The 19,096-nt window shown below is 74.5% G+C and carries 1 protein-coding gene; it reads right to left on the bottom strand.

Annotation, left to right across the window (positions count from 1 at the left end; all coding sequences use genetic code 11):
• Positions 1-2: 2 nt before the first annotated feature.
• Entirely contained in the window at positions 3-19,073 is a 19,071-nt protein-coding gene (locus ACZ7LU_RS07665; protein ID WP_471916027.1) for a non-ribosomal peptide synthetase, read from the bottom strand.
• Between the last annotated feature and the right edge of the window lie 23 nt (positions 19,074-19,096).

The raw sequence follows: 19,096 nt of genomic DNA, 5'->3' as shown, positions 1-19,096 counted from the left end.
CCTCACCGTTCGTGGTCGTGGTCGTGGCCGCCGGACGCGGCGTCTTCGGAGTGGTGGCCGCCATACGCGGCGTCTTCGTCGTACCCGACGTCGCCGGACGCGACGTCCTCGCCGTACGCGCTCTGTTCGAGTTCACTCAGCACTTGCTCCTCCACCAGCTCCGCCAGGGCGGCGACGGTGCGGGAGACCAGGACGTCGCGAGGGGTGAGCGTGACGGCGAACGCGTCGTTGGCGCGGGAGGCGATGAGCAGGGCGCGCAGCGAGTCGCCGCCGAGCAGGAAGTAGTCGTCCTCGGCGCCCACGGCCGTCTCCAGGGTCTCCTCCCAGATGGCCGCGACCGCCTCCTCGGTGGGGGTGCGGGGTGCCACGTACTCGGGCCGTTCCCGTTCCCCTTCACGTTCCTCGGCCGGTGCCGGGGCGGGCAGGGCGGCCCGGTCGGTCTTGCCGTTCTCGGTGAGCGGGAAGCGGTCGAGCACCACGAACGCGGACGGCACCATGGTGGCCGGCAGCGAGCGTGCGGCCAGTTCGCGCAGCTCCGCCGGCGTCGCCGGTTCCGCGTCGGGGGCCGTGAGCAGGTGGGCGACCAGGCGCGGCAGGCCCGGTTCGTCCTCGCGTACGGTCACCACGGCGTCCAGCACGCCCGGGTGGCGGACCAGGGTCGCCTCGACCTCGCCCGCCTCGATGCGGTGGCCGCGCAGCTTGAGCTGGTGGTCCGTGCGGCCCAGGTAGTGCAGTTCGCCGGCGCTGTCGCGGCGCACCAGGTCGCCGGTGCGGTACATGCGGGTGCCGGGCGGCCCGAACGGGTCGGCGGTGAAGCGCGACGCGGTCAGTCCGGGCCGGCCGAGGTAACCGCGCGCCAACGCCGGTCCGCTCAGCCACAGTTCGCCGGTGACGCCGTCGAGAACCGGCCGCAGGCGGGAGTCGAGGACGTAGGCGCCGGTGGCCGGCAGCCGGCGGCCGATCGGCGGTGCGCTGCCGCCCGCGGTCAGAGGTGCTGACCAGGTGGCGACGACGGTGGCCTCGGTGGGGCCGTAGGAGTTGACCATGCGGTGGTGCGGCGCCCAGCGTGCGACGAGTTCGGGGCCGCACGCGTCGGCGCCGACGATCAGGGTCTTCAGGTCCGGCAGCGTGCCGGGGGTGTCGGGCGGCAGCGTGGCGAGCGCGGCGGGCGGCAGCAGGGTGTGCGTGATGCGCCCGGCCCGCAGCACGTTCGCGAGTTCGGCGCCGAGCAGCGGCCCCGGCCGGGGTACGACGAGTCGGGCACCGTGCGGCAGGGACGCGCACAGTTCAAGGACGCTGGCGTCGAAGCTGGGCGTGGCGAACACCAGCACCCTGTCCCCCGGGGCGACTTGGTAGTGGGCCGCCTCGGCGGCGCTGAACGCGGCGAGCCCGCGGTGGGTGACGACGACTCCCTTGGGCGTACCGGTGGAGCCGGAGGTGTAGATGACGTACGCCGGGTCGTCCAGGTCGAGCGGGCGGGTCCGGTCGGCGTCGGTGGGCCGGTGTCCGGGGACGCCGTCCGGCGGGGCGGCGAGCATGTCGGCGACCTCCTGGGCGTCGAGGGTGAGGGCGGGGGCGGCGTCGCTCAGCATCAGGACGATCCGCTCCTTCGGGTAGGCCGGATCGACGGGCAGGAACGCGGCACCGGCCTTGGTCACCGCCAGCTGTGCGAGCACCATGTCCGTGGAGCGGGGCAGGAGCAGCGCGACGAGGGCGCCGGGCCCGGCGCCCCGGGCGATGAGCCGGTGCGCGAGCCGGTTGGCCCGGTCCTCCGCCTCCGCGAAGCCCATCGACGCGCCGGCCGCGTCGGGCCCTGCGAGTTCTTCGAGCGCGGTCGCGGTCGGCCACCGGTCGACGGCGGCCTCGACGAGGGCGGGCAGGGTGGCCGCGGGCACCGGGCCGGTCTCGGGCCTGGCCGGGCCGTGCAGCAGCCGGTCGCGCTGCGCGGGCGGCAGGACGTCGAGGTCGTCCAGGCGGACGGTGCCGTCCGAGGCGGCCAGGGCGTCCAGGGTGTGCAGCAGCTGCCCGGCCAGCGATTCGGCGCTGGACTCGTCGAAGTACCGTGGGTCGTAGCCGAGTTCGACGGTCAGCCGGTCGCCGGGCGAGACGACCACGGTGAGCGGGTAGTTGGTGGCCTCCCGGGCGTCCAGGTCCCGCAGAGCGAGTCCGTGCGCACCCGCGGTCGCGTCGCCGACGGGATAGTTCTCGAAGACCACCAGGCTCTCGAAGAGGGCGGTACCCGGCGGCAGTTCGCCGAGGGCGTTCAGGGCGGTGAGGGGCAGGTGGTCGTGGCGGCGGTCCTCCGCGCGGGCCTCCTGGAAGGCGCGCAGCCAGGCGCCGCAGCCGGCACCGCCGTCGACCTCGGTGCGGGCGGGCAGGGTGGTGATGAACAGGCCTGTGATGGTGTCGGCGCCGGGCAGATCGGCGGGCCGTCCGGAGACGGTGGTGCCGAAGCAGACCTCCTGCTCCCCGCTCCACCGTGCGAGGAGCAGCGCCCAGGCACCCTGCACCACGGTGTTGAGGGTGAGGCGGTGCCTGCGCGCGAACTCTTGCAGCTGGCCGGTCCGTTCGGCGTCGAGCCGCTGGGACAGCCAGGTGCCGGAGCGCGCGGTGGCGTCCGGGGCGGGCCGTCGGTCGTACGGCAGCGGGGTCGGGCCGCGCAGCCCGGCGAGGGCGGCGCGCCAGTGCTCCTCCGCCCGGCGGGTCTCGCGGGCGGCGAGCCAGGCGGCGTAATCCGCGAATGGCCTGCGTTCGGGCAGGTGGGGCCGCTCACCGCGGGTGAGGGCGGCGTGCGCGGCCGTGACGTCGGACAGGACGTGGAAGACGCTCCAGCCGTCCAGCAGCACGTGGTGGAAGGTCCACACCACGCGGACCGCGTCCGGGCCGAGCCTGACCAGGACGAGCCGCATCAGCGGGGCGCTCTCCAGGGCGACGCCTCGGGCCCGCTCTTCCGTGAGCAGCCGCTCCAGCTCCGCGTCGCACCGGTCGGCCGGGAGAGCACTCCAGTCATGCTCGGTGACCGGCAGCGTCACGTCCCGGTGGACGACCTGGAGCGGCACGGGTACGCCGCGCAGCGCGACGGAAGTGCGCAGCACGGGGGTGCGGTCGACGACGTGCTGCCAGGCGGCGGCCAGGGTCCGGGGGGCGTGGGCACCGTCCGCCACGAAGGTGATCTGCTCGACGTACAGACCGTGTTCCGCCTCGTCCAGAGCGTGCATGACCATGCCGGTCTGGGTGGGCGTGAGCGGGTAGATGTCCACCACGTCCGTCACGTCCGCTCCGGTGCCGACGAGCCGGTCGACGCCCGCCTGGTCCAGCGGGGCGAGCGGGAAGTCGGCGGGGGTGCGGCCGCCGGCGCCGGGCTCGGCGCAGTGCCGGACGATCGCGCGCAGTTCGTCGGTCAGCTCGTCCGCGAGGCGGGCGACGGTCTCCCGGCTGTGCACCTGGCGGGAGTACGACAAGGTGAACTCAAGTCGATCCGCGCTGACTTGGCCGAGCACATCGAGGAGGTACGGCCGCTGCGCCGAGCGGTCCATGCCGCCGGCCAGACCGCTGTAGGGCGCGTGCAGCAGGCCGCCCGGCGTGCCGGTGCGGTCCTGTCGGCCCAAGTAGTTGAAGCAGACCGGCGGCAGGGCGGGCAGCTCGCGGCCGGCCGTGGGGTGCAGGAAGCGCAGGGCGCCGTAGCCGAGTCCGCCGTGCGGCACGGCCCGCAGGTTCTCCTTGACGGCCTTCAGCACGGTGCCGGTGACGGCGTCCCGCGGCACGTCCAGGGCGACGGGGTACATGGCGGTGAACCAGCCGGCGGTCCGGGCGAGGTCGGTGTCCTCGAACAACTCCTCGCGGCCGTGCCCCTCCAGGGTCACCGCCACCCGGTCCTGCCCGGTCCAGCGGGCCAAGACCCGGCCAAGGGCGCACAGCAGGACGTCGTTGACGCGGGTGCGGTACGCGTCCGGCACGTCTTGGAGCAGTCGGCGGGTCTCCTCGGCGTCGAGTCCCGCGGTGACGCTCTCCTCGTCGGCGACGGTGTTGGCGCCGCCGGGGCGGTCGGCGGGCAGCGCGGTGGCGCCGTCGTCGACGCCGCGCCAGTGGGCGAGCTCGCCATCGAAACCGCCCGCCTCCGTGTGCTCGGCGAGCCGCCGCGCCCACGTCCGGAACGACGTGCTCTTCGGGGCGAGAGCGGGCCGCCCGCCGTCCCGCAGCGCGTCATAGGCGGCGTCCAGATCCTCCAGAACCAGCCGCCAGGACACAGCGTCCACGACCAGGTGGTGGGCGGCGAGCAGCAGCACCGGCCGCCTGCCGTCGCCACCCGGCCGGCACAGCGCGGCCCGCAGCAGCGGCCCGCAGGCCAGATCGAAGCCGGCACCCAGGGCGTCGGCCACCTCCTTCGGCGCCGTCCGGTCGTGTACCTCCAGATGTACGTCATGGTCACCGGGCGGAGTGCCGTACTGCCGCCACCGTCCGTCGCCGAGCGGCTCGAAGCGTATCCGCAGCGCGTCGTGGTGCTCCAGTACGGCGGAGAGGGCGGCGCGCAGCAGTGCCTCGTCGGGGTCGACGGCCAGCTCGAAGGAGACCGTCTGGCTGAAGTGGGCGGGGTCGCCCGTGAGGGTGTCGAGGAGCCAGTGCTGTACGGGAGTGAGCGGGACGTCGCCGGTGACAGGCCCCTGTTCGGCGTTGGCTGTGGCGGCCTCGGGCACCGGCTCGGCCGCGGCGGCGAGTTCGGCGAGGGTCTGGTGGGTGAAGAGATGCCGCGGCGTGAGGGCGAGTCCGGCCCGGCGGGCGGCGGAGACGATCTGGATGCCCAGGACGGAGTCACCGCCGAGCGTGAAGTAGTTGTCGTCCGCGCCGACTTCGGGCACGCCGAGCACCTCGCACCAGATGGCCGCGAGGGTCTGCTCTGCCTCGGTACGCGGCGCCCGGCCACCCGTGCCGGCGGTAGGCGCCGCCCACCCGGGCACGGGCAGCGCCCGCCGGTCCAGCTTCCCGGTGGCCCCGAGCGGCAGCCGCTCCAGCGGGACGACGAGGGCGGGCAACAGATGGTCGGGAAGACTCCGGGCGAGGAAGGCGCGGAGCTCACCGGTGTCGGGGAGGGCGGGGGCCACCGGCCGGTTGGTGGGGCCTGCAGACGAGTCGTCGGCTCCCGCTTCGCCGAGAGGGCCGGCCGGAACAGCCGTATCGCCGACGGCACCCGCATCACCGGAGGACCCGGGCAGAACCGACGTACCGCCGACGGCACCAGAAGCCCCAGGCAGAACCGCCGCGACTCCCCCTCCCCCCGAGGACACAGGCAGAGCCTCCGCAGCTCCTCCCCCATCGGAGGACACAGGCAGAGCCCGCGCATGAGGCACCACGTACCCGATCAAACGCCGATGCCCGTCCTGCTCCACCACACGCGCCGCTGCTGCCGCCACCCCCGGGTGGCGGGCCAACGCCGCCTCCACCTCGCCGAGTTCGATGCGGAAGCCGCGGACCTTGACCTGGTCGTCGCCCCTGCCCAGGTAGACCAGGTCGCCGTCGGCCGTCCAGCGAACCCGGTCGCCGGTGCGGTACATGCGGTTGCCGGGCGGGCCGAACGGGTCGGGCAGGAAACGGGCGGCGGTCAGGCCGGGGCGGCGCAGGTAGCCGCGGGCGACGCCGGTTCCGGCGAGGAACAGTTCGCCGGGCGCGCCGACGGGCACCGGGCGCATCCGCTCGTCCAGGACGTAGGCGCGGGCGCCGCCGAGCGGGCGGCCGATCGGCGGATCGCGGTCGGGGTCGGCTGGGTCGCAGGTGAAGGCGGTGGCGTAGACGGTTGCCTCGGTGGGGCCGTAGATGTTGTGGATCTGGCTGCCGGCCACGGCCTCGCGGACCCGGCCGACGGTCCGGGCGGGCAGCCCCTCCCCCGCGAGGACGACGGTGTCCGCGGTGACCTGGACGGCGCCCTCGGCGAGCAGCCGGTCCAGGGCAGAGGGCACCGCACTGAGCAGTCCGGCCCGCCAGGGCCCGGAGCGCTCGGCGAGGGCCAGCAGATCGCGGACGATCTCCACGCAGCCTCCCGACAGGAGCGGCGAGAAGATTTCGAACACCGACACATCGAAGTTGAGCGAGGTGGACGCCACCACGTGCTCCAGGCCGCGCCCGGTCAACTCGGCCGCCGCCCAGTCGGTCAGGGCGCGCACGGACGCGTGGCTGACGACCACTCCCTTGGGGCGGCCGGTCGAGCCGGAGGTGTGGATGACGTAGGCCGGGTGTGCGGGCAGCAGGGTGGTGTGGCGTTCGGTGTCGCCGACGGGGGTGTCCGGCAGGTCGGTGCCCGGCTCCTCGTCGAGGAGGATCCGGGTGTACGGCCCTTCGGGCAGCCGACCCGCGGTCTCGGCGGCCGTGATCACGGCGTCCGGCCGTACGTCGTCGAAGAGGAACGCGACACGCTCGGCGGGGTACTGCGGGTCGACCGGCAGGTACCCGGCGCCGCTCTTCAGGACCGCGAGGAGCGCCACGACCAGGTCGGCGGTGCGGGGCAGGCAGAGGGCGACGAAGTGCTCGGGTCCGGCGCCGGCGGCGATGAGCAGCCGGGCCAGCCTGCTGGAGCGGGTGTCGAGTTCGCGGTAGCTGAGGCAGGTGTCGCCGTGGCGGACGGCCGGGGCGTCAGGGGTGCGCTCGACCTGCCGCCTGAAGGCCTCGGGCAGGGTGTCGTACGGCGCCACGGGCAGCGTGTCGTGCGGCGCCTCGGACCGGGCGTCGCACGGTACCTCGGACACAGCGGCGTACCGCGCGTCGCCCACCCGCCCGCCGAACCGGGCCACCAGGTCGCGGCCCTCGGCCGGGTCGAGGAGGGCCAGGTCGGCCAGGCGGCGGTCCGGCGCGTCGGCCATGCCGGTCAGCAGGGCACGCAGGCTCTCGCCGAGCGCCTCCACCGTGCCGGTGTCGAAGGCGGCCGGGTCGTAGTCCAGGTTCACGGCCAGGGTCTCGCCGGGCGCGACGACCACGCTGAGCGGGTAGTTCGTCGGTTCCAGGTCCCGCTCCGCCTCCATCGCCAGACCGTGCCGGGCGATGGCGCCTTCGTCGAAGGGGTAGTTCTCGAAGACGACGATCGAGTCGAACAGACTGGTGCCGCCGGGCACCTCGCTCCACGACTGCACTTGCGCCAGCGAGACGAAGTCGTGGCGCCGGGACTCCGCCTGGGCGTCCTGCAGTTCGCGGAGCCAGTCGAGCAGCGCGCGCCGCCCGTCGACGCCGACCCGGGTGGGCAGGGTGTTGATGAACAGGCCGACCATCGAGGTGACGCCGGGCAGGTCGGCGGGGCGGCCGGAGACGGTCGTGCCGAACACGACGTCGTCGCCGCCGCCGTACCGGGACAGGAGCAGCGCCCACGCGCCCTGGACGACCGTGTTGAGGGTCAGTCCGGCCCCTTGGGCGGTCTCCCGCAGCCGTGCCGAGACGTCCGCGCCGAGCGCCATCCGCACGGATCCGGAGGAGGAGGCGCGGTGGGCCTCGGCGGGCCGCCGGTCGCGGGGCAGTTCGGTGGGCGCCTGGAAGCCCGCGAGGGTGGTGCGCCAGTACTGTTCGGCGCGGTCGGCGTCCTGCTCGGACAGCCAGCGCAGGTAGTCGGCGAAGGGCCGCCGGTCGGGCAGTTCGGGGCGGTGCCCCGCGGTCAGGGCGGCGTACCGCTCACACACCTCTTCGAAGACCTGGGCGGCGCTCCAGCCGTCGAGCAGGACGTGGTGGAAGGTCCACACCAGCCGGACGCGGTCCGCCGCCAGCCGGATCAGCGTCAGCCGCATCAGGGGCGCGGTGCCCAGATCGACGCCGGTCTCCCGGTCCTCGGCGAGCAGGCGGTCCATCTCCCGCGCGCCGCGCTCGGCGGACCAGCCGGACCCGTCGTGGTGCGTGACGGGCACGGTGGCCCGGTGCCGGACGACCTGGAGGGGTTCCGCGGTCTCCTGCCACACCAGGTGGGTGCGCAGCACCGGGTTGGCGTCGGCGGTGTGCTGCCATGCCTCGGCGAGCGCGTGCGGATCGGTGACGCCGGACAGCACGAGCTGCACCTGGTTGACGTACGTGCGGTTGTCCGCGTCGAGCAGGCTGTGGAAGAGCATGCCTGCCTGCATCGGCGTCAGCGGGTAGATGTCCGCGACGTCCCTGCCGTCCCCGGCGATCCGGTCCACGGCGGCCTGGTCGAGGCGGGCCAGCGGGAAGTCCGACGGGGTCCGGCCGCCCGCGTCCGGCAGGGCGCAGTGCGCGACGATGTCGCCGAGCGCTCGCAGCATGGCGTCGGCCAGCGCGCTGACGGTCTCCTCGCGGTGGCGTCCGGCGCTGTAGTACCAGGTGATCTCCAGCTGGTCGTCCTCGACCCGGGCGACGACGTCCAGCAGGTGCGGCCGTTCGGTGTCCGGTGCCTCGGCTCCGCCCAGGCCGCCGGGCACGGCCGCGACGAGGGTGCCTTCGTCGGCGGACCAGTCGAAGCGGCCCAGGTAGTTGAAGCTGATGCCGGGTTCGGGGGCGCCGGTGAGCCGTTCGTCTCGGGCGAGGTGGCGCAGCACGCCGTAGCCGATCCCTCGGTCGGGTACGGCCCGCAGCTGCTCCTTCACCGACTTCAGCGCGGTACCCCAGGAGCCGGCCGGGACGGACAGCGCGAGGGGGTAGAGCGAGGTGAACCAGCCGACCGTGCGGGACAGGTCGACGTCCTCGAACAGCTGGTCCTCGCGGCCGTGCCCCTCCAGGCCGACGGCGACGGTGTCGCGTCCGGCCCAGTCGCCGAGGACCCGGCCAAGGGCGGTGAGCAGGACGTCGTCGACGCGGGTGCGGTAGACGCCGGGGACGCGGCGCAGGAGGCCGTCGGTGTGTTCCCGGTCGAGGCGTACGGTGACCTCGCGGACGTCGGCCGTGTTGTTGCCGCCGTCGAGGTCCACGGGCAGCGGGTCGGCGCAGACCCGGGCGGTGCGCTCCCAGTGGCCGAGCCGCGCGGCGAAGCGGTCGTCGTCGCGCAGCCGGTCGGCCCACTCCCGTACGGAGGTGGTGCGGGCGGGCAGCCGTACGGGTTCGCCGGATGCGGCCTGCCGGTAGGCGGTCTCCACGTCTTCGAGCAGGATCCGCCAGGACACGCCGTCGACCACCAAGTGGTGGGCGACCAGGAGCAGCCGGGCGCTGTCGGCGGCGAAGAGGCGGGCGGTGAACAACGGGCCGGTGTCGAGGCTGAGTCCGCTGTGCGCTTCCGCGGTGACGCGTTCCTCGTCCGCCGGGTCGTGCACGTGGAGCAGCTCGGGTGTCGGTCCGTCGGCGGCGGCGATGTCCTGCCGCCAGGCGCCCACGTCGTCGACGAGGAACCGGGCGCGCAGGGCGTCGTGGTGCGTCCACAGAGCGGTGAGGGCGGTGCGCAGGGCGTCCTGGTCGACGGGGCCGGGCGTCTCGATGACGACGGACTGGTTGAAGAAGGCGGGGTGTGCGGGGCACGGGTCGAGGAACCAGTGCTGGATGGGGAGGAGTTCGGCCGCTCCGGCGACGGGTGCGGTACCGGCGACGGCGCGCGCGGCGCCCTCGGTGGCGGCGGCCAGTTCGGCCACGGTGGGGTGCCGGAAGAGGTCGCGGGGGCTGATCGCGAGCCCTGCGGCGCGGGCGCGGGAGACCACCTGGATGCTGAGGATGGAGTCGCCGCCCAGCATGAAGAAGTTGTCGTCCGCGCCGACCCGTGCCACGCCGAGCAGCTCGGCCCAGATCCCGGCGAGGACCTGCTCCGCCTCGGTGCGCGGGGCGCGGTGGGCCTGTTCGCCGCCCGCCGCCCAGTCGGGCGCGGGCAGCCGCCGCCGGTCGACCTTGCCGTTGGCCGTCAGGGGCAGCTCGGGCACGGTGACGAACGCGGCGGGCAGCATGTAGTCGGGCAGCCCGGCCGCCAGGTGGGTGCGCAGCCCGGCGGCGGAAGGCAGTTCGGCGGCGCAGGACGGCACGAGGTGGGCGGCGAGCCGCTTGCGTCCGCCGTCCTCGTACAGGGAGACGACGGCCTCGGCGACGGCCGGGTGCGCGGTGAGCCGTGCCTCGATCTCGGCGGGTTCGACGCGGAAGCCACGGATCTTGATCTGGTCGTCCGCGCGGCCGACGAAGTGCAGCTCGCCGTCGGCGCTCCAGCGCACGACGTCGCCGGTGCGGTACATGCGGGTGCCGGGCGGGCCGTAAGGGTCGGCGAGGTAGCGGGCGGCGGTCGCGCCGGGCCGCCCCGCGTAGCCCCGGGCCAGTCCGGCGCCGGCGATGTACAGCTCGCCGGGGATGCCGGGCGGCTGCGGCTGGAGGGTGCCGTCCAGGACGTACACGCGGGTGTTGTCGAGCGGGCGTCCGATGGGCAGTACGGCGGGCAGCGGGTCGCCGGAGCGGAAGACGCGGCGGGTGGCGAAGGTGGTGGTCTCGGTGGGGCCGTAGCCGTCGACGACGGTCAGGCCGGGGCAGGCGTCGAGGACCCGGCGCACCACCGCGCCGGGCACGGCCTCGCCGCCCGTCCACACCTCGCGGGCACCGCGCAGGCAAGCGGGGTCCTCCTGGGCGAGCAGGCGGAACAGGCCCGCGGTCAGCCACAGGCAGCTCACCCGCTGCTCGGTGACGGCGTGCCGGACCTGGGCGGCGTCGAGATCGGCGGGCGGGGCGAGGACGGCGGTGCCGCCGCGCAGCAGCGGCACCCACACCTCGTAGGTGGCGGCGTCGAAGGCGTGCGGCGAGTGGACGAGGACCCGGTCGTGCCCGACGAAGGACCGGTCGAGGGCGAGCGCGACGACGTCCCGCTGGCGTACCGCGACGCCCTTGGGGGTGCCGGTGGACCCTGAGGTGAACATCAGGTACTGGATGTTGTCGGGGTGCACGGCATGGTGGGGCACCGGGCCGGTGGGCGGCTCGAAGGTGCCGTCGGCGCGCAGGACGCCGTCGCCCGGCAGCACCTCGCGGGCCGTCGCCTCCCAGGCGGCGTCGGTGAGCAGCAGGTCGGCCCCAGCCTCGGCCAGGGTCCTGCGCAGCCGCTCGGCCGGTGCCCTGCCGTCCAGCGGCACGTACACGCCGCCGGTGCGCACGAGCGCGAGCTGGGTGACGATCAGCTCGACGGAACGGTCCATGAGGACGCCGACGGGAAGTTCCGGGCACACCCCGGCATCGGCCAACTGCGCCGCCAACTCCTCCGCGCGTGCGTCGAGTTGACGGTACGTGAGGTGCTCGACCCCCGCTTCAAGGGCCACGGCGTCGGGCGTGCGGCGCACCTGGGCGGCGAAAAGGTCGGCGACGGTGCTGTCGGGCAGGTCGGTGGCGGTGTCGTTCCAGGTGCGCAGGACCTGTTCGCGGCGGTCCTGGCCGAGCAGCGGCAGCCGGGCGGGCGGGCGCAGTGAGCCGGTGGGCATGCCGGTGAGCAGGACGGTGAGGTACTCCGCCATGCGCCCGGCCGTGTCGGCGTCGAACAGCTCGGGGTCGTAGCCGAGGCGCAGCCCCAGCTCCGTGCCCGGGTAAGCGGTCAGGCTCAGCGGGTAGTTGGTGGTCTCGACGCCCTCCAGGCCGCTCAGGCGCAGCCCGTGGGTGGCGGCGAGGTCGTCGTCCACCGGGTAGTTCTCGAAGACGACGATGCTGTCGAAAAGACCGACGCGCTCGGGGAGTTCGGTGAACGTCTTCATGCGGGTGAGCGGCAGGTGGTCGAAGCGCCGGTCCTCGCTCTGGTCGTGCTGGAGCGCGCGCAGCCAGTCGAGCAAGGTGCCGTGGCCGGGGACGGTGACCCGGGTGGGCAGGGTGGTGATGAACAGGCCGGTCATGGCCTCGGCGCCGGGCAGCTCGGCGGGACGGCCGGACACGGTGGTGCCGAACACCACGTCATCACGGCCCGCCTGCCGGGCCAGGAGCAGCGCCCAGGCGCCCTGTACCAGGGTGTTCAGGGTGAGGCCCGAGGTGCGGGCCAGCTCTTCCAGTGCCCGGGTGGCGGCCGCGGGCAGCGTGCCGTGGACCGCGTGCGTGGACTCGGCGCGGTGGGCCTCGCGCGGCTCGCGGTCGTACGGCAACGGTGTGGCCTCGGTCAGGCCGGACAGGCGGCGTCGCCAGTGCCGTTCGGCCGCGTCCTGGTCGCGCCGCCGCAGCCAGGAGACGTACTCCCGGTAGGGCGGGCGGTGTTGGAGGGTGGCGGTGTCGGGTCCGGCGTGGTGGGCGAAGACGTCCGACAGCACCTGGAACATGCTCCAGCCGTCGAGGAGCAGGTGGTGGAAGGACCACACCACGCGCACGGCGGTGTCGGAGACGCGGGCGAGCAGGAGGCGTTGGAGCGGGGCCCGCCCGAGGTCGATGCCGGCGGCGCGGTCCCGGACCAGCAGGTCGTCGAGTCGGGCGCGGCGCTCGTCCTCGGTCAGGTCGCGCCAGTCCAGGTGGGTGACGGGTACGGCCGCGTGGCGCGCCACCACAAGGAGCGGTTCGGGTACGTCCTGCCAGACGACTCGGCCGCGCAGCACGTCGGTGCGGTCGGTGACGTGCTGCCAGGCCGCGGCGAGGGCCGCCGGGTCGGACACGCCGTCCAGAACGAACGTCAGCTGCTGGACGTAGACGCCGCGGTCGTCCTGGGACAGGCCGTGAAAGAGCATGCCCGCCTGGGTGGGTGTGAGCGGCAGGACGTCGGCCACCGCGGCCGGGTCGGCGCCGGTGATCCGGTCCACGGCAGCCTGGTCGAGGCGGGCCAGCGGGAAGTCGGACGGGGTGCGTCCGGCGGTGCCCGGCCGGACGGCGTGCCGGGCCAGGTCGCTGAGCGCGTCGGAGAAACGCCCCGCGAGGTCCGCGACGGCGTCCTTGCGGCCCGGCAGGTCGGCGTAGAACCAGGTGAACTCCAGTGCTTCACCCACGAGTTGTCCGACGAGTTCAAGGGCGTGCGGGCGCTCGGCGGCCGGCTCGGCGTCCAGTTCCAGCGGGCGTACGGTGCCCCGGTAGAGGCTGTCGGGGTCTTCCGGCGCGTCCATGCGGCCCAGGTAGTTGAAGCTGATCTGGGTGGCCGCGGTGCGCGGTGCCGCCCCGGGGCCGGCCAGCCGGAGCAGCACGTCGTGGCCGAGGCCGTTGCGGGGTACGGCGCGCAACTGCTCCTTGACCTGTTTCAGCACGGTGTCCCAGCCGGCGTCTTCCGGGACGGCGAGCGCGACGGGGTACCGGGTCGTGAACCAGCCGACCGTGCGGCTGATGTCCAGCTCGCCGAAGAGCTCCTCACGGCCGTGGCCCTCGACGTCGACCACCACCCGTTCGCGGCCGCTCCAGCCGCACAGCGCCCGGCCGAGCGCGCTGAGCAGCACGTCGTTGGCCTGGGTGCGGTAGGTGTCGGGCAGGGTGCGCAGCAGGGCCGCGGTCGCCTCGGCGCCGAGGCGCACGGTGAGCGACCTCTGCTCGGCGTAGGTGCCGGGGCCGCCCGGCAGTTCGGCGGGCAGGACGGTCTCGGTGGCGGGGACCGCCTCTGCCCAGTACGCGCGTTCGTCGTCGAAGCCGCCGTCCGCCGCGTGGGCGTTGAGCCTGCGGGCCCACTGTCGCAGCGGCGAGGACTTCGCGGGCAGTGCCGCGGCGCCGTCCTCACCCGCGCGGCGCGCCCGGTAGGCGCGATCCAGGTCCTCGAGCAGCAGCCGCCAGGAGACTCCGTCGACCACCAGGTGGTGTACGGCGAGGTGCAGCAGGTGGGACACGCCGTCGTCTGGGGCGTGCAGCACGGCGCGGAGCAGCGGCCCTCGGGCGAGGTCGAACGGGCCGAGGTGCGGGGTGTCCGTCTCCGGGCCGGTGTGGTGGGCCAGTTGGAGGCGGGGTGCCCGCTCGTCGATGTGCCAGCCGGCCGGTTCGCCGTCGGTGAAGCGGGAGCGCAGGGCGTCGTGGTGGGCGACCAGGTCGTTCAGCGCGTCCTCCAGCGCCGCCGGGTCCAGGTCGGCGGGCATCCGGAGGGACAGCACCTGGGAGAAGTGCCCGGCGCGTTCGCCGACGGCGCCGAACAGCCAGTGCTGGATGGGGGTCAGGGGTGCCGTGCCGGTGGGCGCCTGCGGTGCGGGCGCGGCTTCGCGCGGTCCCGCCGACGCGTCCGCGCGGTGCGCGAGGGCGGCCACGGTCTGGTGCTGGTAGAGGTCCCGGGAAGTGAGCGGCAGGCCCTCCTGCCGGGCGCGGGCCACCACCTGGATACTGAGGATCGAGTCGCCGCCGAGTTCGAAGAAGTTGTCGTCGACGCCGATGCGTTCCTCCCGCAGCACCTCCGCCCAGACCCGCGCGAGAGTGCGCTCGGTGGGCGTGCGGGGCTCGACGTGGCGCACCGCCCGCACGGCGGGACCCGGGCTGGGGAGCCGGGCGCGGTCGAGCTTGCCGTTGGGGTTGAGCGGCAGGGCGTCGAGCACGACGACGGTCGACGGGACCATGTAGTCGGGCAGCGTCCGGCCGAGTTCCCGGCGCACCGCATCGGATTCGGTGTGCTGCCCGGCGGCCGGGACGACGTAACCCACCAAGCGGCGGTTGCCGTCGCCGTCGGTGGCCGCGACGGCCGCCGCCTCGGCGACGCCCGCGCAGCCGCGCAACGCCTCCTCCACCTCGCCCAGTTCGATGCGGAAGCCGCGCACCTTGACCTGCTGGTCCGTGCGTCCCACGTATTCGAGTCCGCCGTCGGGACGTCGGCGCACCAGGTCGCCGGTGCGGTACATGCGCTCTCCCGGCGCGCCGAACGGGTCCGCGACGAACCGGGCGGCGGTCAGTCCTGGCCGGTTCAGGTAGCCGCGGGCCAGGCCGCCGCCCCCGAGGTACAGCTCGCCGGGGACGCCGACGGGCTGCGGCCGCAGGGAGGTGTCCAGTACGTAGGTGCGGGTGAGCGCCACCGGGTCGCCGATGGGCGGGGCCTGCTCCGGCAGCCGGTCACCGGCGAACCAGGCGGTGGCGTACACGGTGGCCTCGGTGGGGCCGTAGACATTGGCGATCCGGCAGCCGGGCATGGCGGCCCGCACGTCCTGCGCGGTCTGCGCGGGCAGGGCCTCACCGGCGAGGACGACGGTGTCGGCGGTGAGGGGAGCCGTGCCGTCCGCGACGAGCCGGGAGACGACGGACGGCACGCCGCTGAGCACAGTGGTGCGCCGGGGCCCGGCGCCGTCCGTGAGGGCCGGCAGATCGGCGACCACCTCGACGGTGCCGCCGGCCACCAGGGGGCAGAGCAGTTCGAACACCGAGACGTCGAAGTTGAGGGAGGTGGAGGCGACCACATGGGCCAGGCCCTCGGTCCCGAACCGCTCCCCCGCCCACTCGGCCAGCGCGGCGACGCTGCGATGGCTGACCACCACGCCCTTGGGGCGGCCCGTGGACCCCGAGGTGTAGATGACGTACGCGGGATGGTCCGGCAGCAGCGGCCGGATCCGGTCGGCGTCGGTCACCGCGGTGTCGGGGGCATCCGGCGCGGCGCAGTCCTCCAGCAGCAGTGGTACGCACTCCGGGGGCAGCGCGGAGGCGGTCTCCCGGGTGGCGAGGACGAGGGCGGGCCGGGCGTCGTCGAGCATGAAGCGGACCCGCTCGGCGGGATAGGCCGGGTCGACCGGGAGGTAGCCGGCGCCCGAGGCGAGCACCGCCCACAGCACGGGCACAAGGTCGGCGGAGCGCGGCAGGCAGAGCGCGACCAGCGTCTCGGGACCGGCGCCGCGCGCGACGAGCAGCCGGGCAAGGCGGGACGCCCGCCGGGCGACTTCGGCGTAGTCCAGCCGGATCTCGCCGCAGACGACGGCGGTATGGTCCGGGGTCCTCGCCGCCTGGGCGTGGAGCAGTGCGGGCAGCGTGCCGTACTCGTTCTTCCGCATCACGCGGGCGGGCGGATTCCAGCTGTCCACCAGCGTGCGCTGTTCCTCGGCCGTGAGCATGGGCAGTTCGGCCAGCCTGCGACCCGGCCCTTCCGCCATGCCTTCGAGCAGCCGGTGCAGGTGGGCGGTCATCCGGGTCACGGTCGCCGCGTCGAACAGGTCCTTGTTGAACTCCGCGGTCAGCACGCAGCCGCCGTCCGCGTCCGGCGTGAACTCCAGGACAAGGTCGAAGCGGGCGGCGGGGCGCGGCAGCGGATGTCCTGTGACGCGCAGACCACCGGCGGGCGGTAGTGCGGGCGCGGCGGTCTGCTGCACGACGAGCACCTGCACCAGCGGGGTGCGGCTCGGGTCGCGGGGCGGGGCGAGCTCCTCCACCACCCGGTCGAACGGAACCCCGTCGTGGGCGAAGGCGTCGAGGACCGTCGTCCGCATCGTCTCCACGAACCGGTCCACGGTCGTCCGTTCGTCCACGTCGCCACGGAGCACCACGGTGTTGGCGAAGAAGCCCGGCACGTCTTCCAGGTCCCGGCGGCCGCGCCCGTTGGTGACGGTGCCGAACGCGATGTCCCGCTGGCCCGAGTAGCGGGAGAACAGCAGCGCGGCGGCGCCCGCGTACAGGGTGAACGCCGTGGTGCCGCGGCCCGCGGCCAGTTGCCGCAGCCGGGACGTCAACTCCGCGGGCAGCACGTGCCGGTGGGCCGCGCCGACGGTGGTGCGCTCGGCGGGACGCGGCCGGTCCGTGGGCAGTTCCAAGTGCTGGAGGCCCGCCAAGTGCCGCTTCCAGTACGCCAGATCGGCGGCGTCCGCGTCACCGGCCCGCTGCCGGCGCTCCCAGACCGCGAAGTCCGGGTACTGGACGGCGGGTCGTGTCAGTCCGTCCGGCTCACCGGTGGTCTCCGCGCGGTAGAGGGCGGCGAGTTCGCGGGTGAGGATGCCCACCGACCAGCCGTCGGTGACGATGTGGTGCTGGGCCAGGAGCAGCAGGTGGTCGTCGTCGGCGAGCCGGACGAGCAGCGCCCGCGTGAGCGGTCCGGCCGCCAGGTCGAAGCGGCGGCCCAGCTCCTCGGTGAGCAGTTCCTCGGCGGCCGCATCACGCCGTGCGTCGGGTACGCCGGTGAGATCGGCCGTCCGCAGAGGTACGTCCGGCTCCGGCGCGACACGCTGGACGCCCTGGCCGTCGACCGTGGGGAACGTGGTGCGCAGGGAGTCGTGCCGGGCCGCGAGACGGAGCAGGGAGCGGTGCAGCGCGTCCGGGTCCAGGGCGCCACGCAGCCTGAGGGAGACGCCGGTGTTGTACTCGGTGCCGCCCTCGGTGAGGTCGTCCATGTACCACAGGCGCCGCTGCGCGCTGGACAGCGGCAGGCCGCCCTCGCGGGGGGCCGGTGGGATCGGCTCCGGCGGCGCGGCGGCCGACGGGTCGGCGAGCAGGGGCGCGAGCGCGGCGATCGTCCGCGCGGTGAACACGTCCCGTACGGTCAGCCGGACGCCCAGGTCGTCCCGGACGCGGGCGAGCACACGGGCGGCGAGGATCGACTCCCCGCCCAGGTCGAAGAAGTCGTCGGTGACCCCGACCTCCTCGACGCCGAGGGCATCCGCCCAGATCCCGGCGAGGATCCGCTCCTCGGCCGTCCGCGGCGCCACATGACCGGCCGATACCGTCCGCTCCGGCGCGGGCAGGGCCCGCCGGTCGATCTTGTTCTGCGGGGTGAGCGGCATCCGGTCGAGCACCACGACGGCGGACGGCACCATGTGCGCGGGCAGCACGGCCGCGACGGCGGCGCGCAGGGCGGCGGGGTCGAGGGAGTGCGCGGCGCGGGCATGACCGTCAGAGACGGCGGAACGACTAGGCCTGGCAAGGCCGACAGAGCCCGGTGGCACGTTAGGTGTGGTCCGGGTGGCCGCCGTGACGTAGGCGACGAGACGCCGATGGCCCGGCACGTCCTCGCGTACGACGACCACGGCCTCGCCGACGGTGTCGGCGCCCGCCCGGCGCAACGCCGCCTCGATCTCGCCCGGCTCGATCCGGAAGCCGCGGATCTTCACCTGCCGGTCCAGTCGGCCCAGGAACTCCAGCTCTCCCTCGGCGGTCCACCGCACCCGGTCACCGGTGCGGTACAGGCGCGCTCCGGGTGTGCCGAAGGGATCGGCGACGAACCGCGCCGCTGTCAGCCCGGGGCGCCCCAAGTAGCCGCGGGCCACCGCGTCACCGCCCACGAACAACTCGCCGTCGGCGCCGGGAGGAACCGGCCGCATCGCGGCGTCCAGGACGTACACCCGGGTGTGCGGCAGAGCGCCGCCGATCGTCAGCGTACCGCTGCCCGCGGTGAGCGGCCCGGTCCACGTGGCGACGATGGTGGTCTCGGTCGGACCATAGGAGTTGATCATCCGACGGCCGGGTGCCCAGCGGTCCACGAGACCGGCAGGGCAGGCCTCGGCGCCGACGATCAGCGTGCGCAGGTGGCGGCCGGTGCCCCGCGCGGGGTCGGGCAGAGAGGCCAGCGCGGCGGGCGGGATGAGGGCGTGGGTGATGCGGTGCTCGTCCAGGACCGCAGCGAGTTCGTCGCCCAGCCAGGGCCCGTGCGGCGGTACGACGAGGGTGGCGCCGGACAGGACGGAGATGAACAGCTCCAGGACGGAGGCGTCGAAGCTCGGCGAGGAGAACTGGAGCACCCGGTCGCCGGGCCCCACCGCGTACCGCTCGGCGGCGGCCGAGGTGAACCCGCCGATGCCGCGGTGGGTCACCGTCACGCCCTTGGGGGTGCCGGTGGAACCGGAGGTGTAGATGACGTACGCCGCGTGGTCCGCGTCGACGCCGGGGCCGTCCGCCGCGCGGTCCGCGTCGTCGCCGGGGCTGCCCCCGTGTCCCGCTGCGTCTTCGGTCTCCAGCAGTTCGCGCACCTGACGCGGATCGTCCAGGGTGAGCGCGGGCGCGGCGTCGGCGAGCATCAGCGCACGGCGCTCGGCGGGGTAGGCCGGGTCCACGGGCAGGAAGGCGGCGCCCGCCCGAGCGACGGCCAGCTCCGCCGCGATCAGCTCCATGGAGCGTGGCAGGACCAGGGCCACCACCCGGTCCGGCCCCGCTCCCCGGGCTATCAGATGCGCGGCCAACTGGTCGGTACGTGCGGCCAGTTCACGGTACGTCCAGGTCCGTCGGCCGTCGGTGAGGGCCGGTGCGTCCGGGGTTCGGGTCACCCAGGCGGTGAACAGCTCGCCGAGCGTCGGATGCGCCGGAGACGCCGAGTCCTCCGGCGTGTCGGCGGCGGGGCCGCCCTGCGGAAGGGAGGACGCCGGCGCGGGCTTGTCGTGCAGGTCCGTCATGGGTGAAGTCCTTCTGGAGAGCG

The organism is Streptomyces sp. NPDC039462 (assembly GCF_055639375.1).
The sequence above is the reverse complement of the archived record's forward strand: the minus strand, read 5'-3'. Positions and strand labels throughout refer to the sequence as shown.

Excerpts from the sequence above, each read along its gene's own strand:
- ACZ7LU_RS07665 (WP_471916027.1), bottom strand. The coding sequence starts at position 19,073 with ATGACGGACCTGCACGACAAGCCCGCGCCGGCGTCCTCCCTTCCGCAG.